Here is a 3,962-nt window from a genome sequence, read left to right as displayed (position 1 = left end):
TGGGTGTTGGCGCGCACCTGATGCGCCTCGACACCGGCCTCGTATAGCGCGCGCTTGCCGATGATGGTCTGGGCGGTGAATTGATCGCACCAGAGGATGGCGCCGTGGCCGCGCTGCAAGGCCGACCGCAGCCCCTCCAGCCCCTCCAGCCGGATCGTCGGCGACCAGCGGCCAGCCACCAGATGTGCGGCAAGCTGCAGGCGGCGCCGATGGCGCGCCGCCAGCAATCCCTCGAACAGCTTGCGTGTATCGATGCCATCGCCAAGCACCGCGCGTGTCGCGGCCGCGTAGGCCGGGAATTCCTTGCGCATATGGCGCTTGAGGCGAAACCTCGATATGCGGCCGCAGATCGGCGCCCACCAGCGCACCGGCAGCGCCGCTGCCACCACGAGATAGAAGACGGACAGCAGGCCTTCCCGAAGGTCCTTGTTGGAAAAGCGGCGAAGCCGGCCGGGGTGAACCAGCTTGCGGCTGAAGAAGCGGACGTCCTCCGCCCGTTCCGGGACGAAGACGTCGGCGATGATTTCAGTGCGGAAACTGGCTGCCGATGGCAGCTTGCGGGCGGCCTTGCGGGATTTTGCGAACCACCACAGCCTCATCGGTCCAGCCCGTTCTTCGACCCCCGCTTTACTGCGTCGGCTTGGGACGTGCAAGGTCATGTCCGCGCTCAAGACTTCTGCAAATTTCGCTTGCCCTCTACCTGGGGGACAGGCGCGTGCAACGCGAGCTGGCGCCCGCGACGCCGGACCGCTGATCGCTGACCGGCAGTCGCTATTCCATATACGGCGTCAGCACATCTTCGATCCATTTCATGAATGCGCGGACTCGGCGCGACAGATTGCTCCGATGTGCGACGACGAGGGATACGGCGAGCGCCCGTCGACGAAAATCGGGTATGATCTCGATAAGCGCTCCACTCTCCAAGTATTGGCCAATGCCCAAAAGTGGCGCCTGAATCACACCAAGGCCGGCGAGGGCGGCGGCTTCGTAGGTCTGCGCGCTGTTGACGTGCAGCGCACCTGGCAACTGAAGCGTCGCGTAGCTGTCGCCGTCCGGATATTCCCATCCATAGGGTCTCGCGCCTAGCACCGTCGAAAAGTGAATTGTCCTATGTTCCTGACGCTGGAGATCTTCCAGCGACCGAGGGACGCCATGGCGCGCCAGATAGGCGGGGCTGGCAGCGTTGGCCATGCGCAACAGGCCCAACGGGCGGGCAATCAGCGTCTCGTCGCGAATGGGTCCAAGCCGCAATACACAATCGAACCCCTCTTGAACCAGATCGACTTGCCGATCCGTACTCGACACCTCCAGCTCCAATTGGGGGTGCGCCGCCATGAAATCCGGCAAGGCCGGCACGATCGTTGTGCGCGCCACTTCGGTCGGAAGGTCGACTCTCAAACGCCCGCGAAGTGCCACGCGATCGCCTGCGAACATCGAGTGCAGATCATCGACTTCAGCGAGCAGATCGCGGGCACGGGCATGAAATGCGCGTCCGTCTTCCGTCAACCGCACGCTGCGCGTCGTCCGGTGCAGGAGCCTGACACCGAGATCTTCTTCCAGCTTCCGGACCGCCGTTGAGGCTCTCCCCTTTTGGATGCCCAGGCTGTCGGCTGCGCGGGTGAAGCTCCCCATTTCCGCTACCGTTATGAAAATGAGGATGGGTTCGAGATTTTGCATTTTCGTTTCCCGGTATTGTTTTCCAAAAAGAGAACAGTCGGTTCATTTCCTCGGTGTTTATCACACCTGAGAGGCACAGTAAGCTTCGAATATGGGATCTCCCCATCGGAGAATGACAAGTGTCCGAAACTGTGAACCCGCATCAGACACCTGAAACTATGACCTTGCATCGCGCCCTGTGGGCCGGCCGGATAATGAGCGCGTTTGTCGTTATCGCTTTGATGACAGACGGCACTGTTCAGCTTTTCGCGCCGGCACGGGTCGCGAGCATGTTGCAGGAAACCGGGTTCGCGATGGATCTGACGCGCGTCGTGGGTCCGATCATCCTCGCCTGCGCCATCCTCTACGCCATCCCGGTCACCGCCGTCCTCGGCGCGATCCTGGTGACGGGCTTTTTGGGAGGTGCCATCTGCGCCCATCTCCGCATCGGTGAGTTGGGATCGCCGCCGGAAATCATTTCCCTGCTTCTGGGCGCGATGACCTGGGGCGGCCTCTATCTGCGCGATCCCCGTATCCGGGCCATTCTGCCGCTCATCCATTGAACCAACAGGGGCAGTTCTGTCCCTCAACATCAGGAGAAAACACATGTTCTTAGTAATGGGAATCACGGGAAACGTGGGCGGCGCGACGGCAAGGCATTTGCTAGCGCAAGGCAAAAAGGTGCGCGCGCTGGTCCGCGACCGCGAGAAAGCGTTGAGCTGGGCGAACCGGGGCGTGGAGCTGGTTGACGGCGATTGGAATGATTCGGCAGCCATCGAGCGGGCGCTCGAAGGCGTCGAAGGCGCGTTCGTCATGCTGCCTCCTGTCTGGGCGCCTTCGCCCGATTACAAGGAAGCAAAGGCCGTGATTGCAAGCTATGTCGAGGCGCTCACCAAGGCAGCGCCGCCGCGAGTGGTTGCGCTTTCGTCGATGGGCGCGAACAGAACCAGCGGGCACGGGGTGATCGCGGCCTTGTCCCTTCTGGAGCAAGGTTTTCGCGACCTGACATCGCCAGTTGCTTTTGTGCGCGCAGGCGGATTCTTCGAGAATTTTCTTTTCGGGTTGCAGGTCGCGCAGGGCGGAACGCTGCCGGCTTTCTACAATCCGACAAACCGGAAATCGACCATGGTCGCGACGAACGACATTGGCGCGGAATTCGCAACGCTTCTGACCGGGCCAACGTGGTCAGGGCAGCGCATCGTCGAGCTTGGTTCGATGGTCAGCGCGGATGAAGTCGCGGAGCAGTTGGGTGAAGTCCTGAACCTCGACGTGAAAGCCTTTGCAATCCCGCGTGCAGGGTGGGCGGAAGCGCTCGAACAATTCGGCATCCCGAGGGGCCACAGCGGACCTGCCGAAGAAATGTACGAGGCCGTGAATGCAGGATGGATGGACCTCGGTGTGGCGGGTACGGAGCATGTAGCGGGTACGACGTCCGCACGCGCTGTATTCGAGGCTGCGTCAAATGTGAACGGGTAGGCCAAACTGTATGGGGTTCTCCTGTGATTTCGGGTGTTTGCAACCCGGGATTTGGAGAACTCCCTCCTTCATCTGTCTGAGCGCGGTCAGCTTGCAGTGGGTGGTTATATCTGCGACGTCAGCTCAACCGGAAAATCGTCATTGTCGGCGTCGCGCATGGCGGCAAGGCTGCGATTGTCCAGCACTTCGGCGATCGCCTGCCGCACCTCCAGCATCATGTGGCGGACCTGGCAGGTCGCCTCGTCGCAATCCTCGCAGCGCTGATACTGCGTGCGGCTGGCGCAAGGGATCGGCGCCAGCGGCCCATCCAGCACGCGCACGACATGGCCGATCTTGATTTCGGAGGCCGGCCGGGCGAGGCGATAGCCGCCTTCCTTGCCTTTGCGGCTCTGGACGAAGCCGGCGTTGCGCAACTCGCCCAGAATGGCATCGAGGAATTTCTTCGGGATGTTGTTGGCCACCGCGATGTCATTGACGAAGGCCAATTGGCCGGCCGGCAGGCCGGACAGATGCACGAGGGCCTTGAGGCCGTATTTGCCTTTTTTCGTCAGCATGCCCAGATCAACCCATTGAAGCCCCAACCACTCGCATCTGGCGACTGTTTGTGTGCAAATAATGACGTTTTCGCCGCGCGATGATGTTTCGCGAAAACAAGCCGCCGGATTGCAGTTAGGCACAAACGCGTTGATTCTTTGTAACGTTTTGCACTGAGAAGGCGGATATTCCGCTGATAACCAGGTTTTCGGCGTTCAAAACGAAAAAAGCCGGCAGGGCGCCGGCTTTTCCGTCAACTGCGCAGATATCGCGGCCTTCAGCGGCTGCCGTAGGTC

The 3,962-nt window shown here is 61.1% G+C and carries 4 protein-coding genes and 1 pseudogene; 2 read left to right on the top strand and 3 right to left on the bottom strand.

The genetic code is table 11. From position 1 onward, the window contains the following. Together EN939_RS24290 and EN939_RS24285 are read right to left on the bottom strand one after the other, a co-directional pair. Positions 1-599: pseudogene (locus tag EN939_RS24290) on the bottom strand (hypothetical protein); the annotation flags it as partial. Between the two features lie 172 nt (positions 600-771). Next, entirely contained in the window at positions 772-1,677 is a 906-nt protein-coding gene (locus EN939_RS24285) for a LysR family transcriptional regulator (RefSeq protein WP_127270227.1), read from the bottom strand. Between the two features lie 119 nt (positions 1,678-1,796). Here EN939_RS24285 and EN939_RS24280 point away from each other — a divergent pair, with 119 nt between their 5' ends. Together EN939_RS24280 and EN939_RS24275 are read left to right on the top strand one after the other, a co-directional pair. Beyond that, the gene (locus EN939_RS24280) at positions 1,797-2,219 is read left to right on the top strand and encodes a DoxX family protein (RefSeq protein ID WP_127270225.1); all 423 of its coding nucleotides are present in this window, start codon (positions 1,797-1,799) and stop codon (positions 2,217-2,219) included. Positions 2,220-2,262: 43 nt separating this feature from the next. Further along, the gene (locus EN939_RS24275; protein ID WP_127270223.1) at positions 2,263-3,132 is read left to right on the top strand and encodes an NmrA family NAD(P)-binding protein; all 870 of its coding nucleotides are present in this window, start codon (positions 2,263-2,265) and stop codon (positions 3,130-3,132) included. Between the two features lie 104 nt (positions 3,133-3,236). Here the strand turns inward: EN939_RS24275 and EN939_RS24270 are convergent, their stop codons facing one another. Continuing rightward, on the bottom strand, positions 3,237-3,686 hold the full coding sequence (locus tag EN939_RS24270) for an RrF2 family transcriptional regulator (RefSeq protein ID WP_013530871.1): 450 nt from the start codon (positions 3,684-3,686) through the stop codon (positions 3,237-3,239). Between the last annotated feature and the right edge of the window lie 276 nt (positions 3,687-3,962).

This window comes from Mesorhizobium sp. M7A.F.Ca.CA.002.05.1.1, assembly GCF_003998335.1.
Classification (GTDB): domain Bacteria; phylum Pseudomonadota; class Alphaproteobacteria; order Rhizobiales; family Rhizobiaceae; genus Mesorhizobium.
Note: the sequence above shows the minus strand (reverse complement) of the source record. Positions and strands in the feature narration are given on the sequence as shown.

Coding starts and splice junctions, on each gene's coding strand:
- EN939_RS24275 (WP_127270223.1), top strand. CDS start 2,263: ATGTTCTTAGTAATGGGAATCACGGGAAACGTGGGCGGCGCGACGGCA.
- EN939_RS24270 (WP_013530871.1), bottom strand. CDS start 3,686: ATGCTGACGAAAAAAGGCAAATACGGCCTCAAGGCCCTCGTGCATCTG.
- EN939_RS24285 (WP_127270227.1), bottom strand. CDS start 1,677: ATGCAAAATCTCGAACCCATCCTCATTTTCATAACGGTAGCGGAAATG.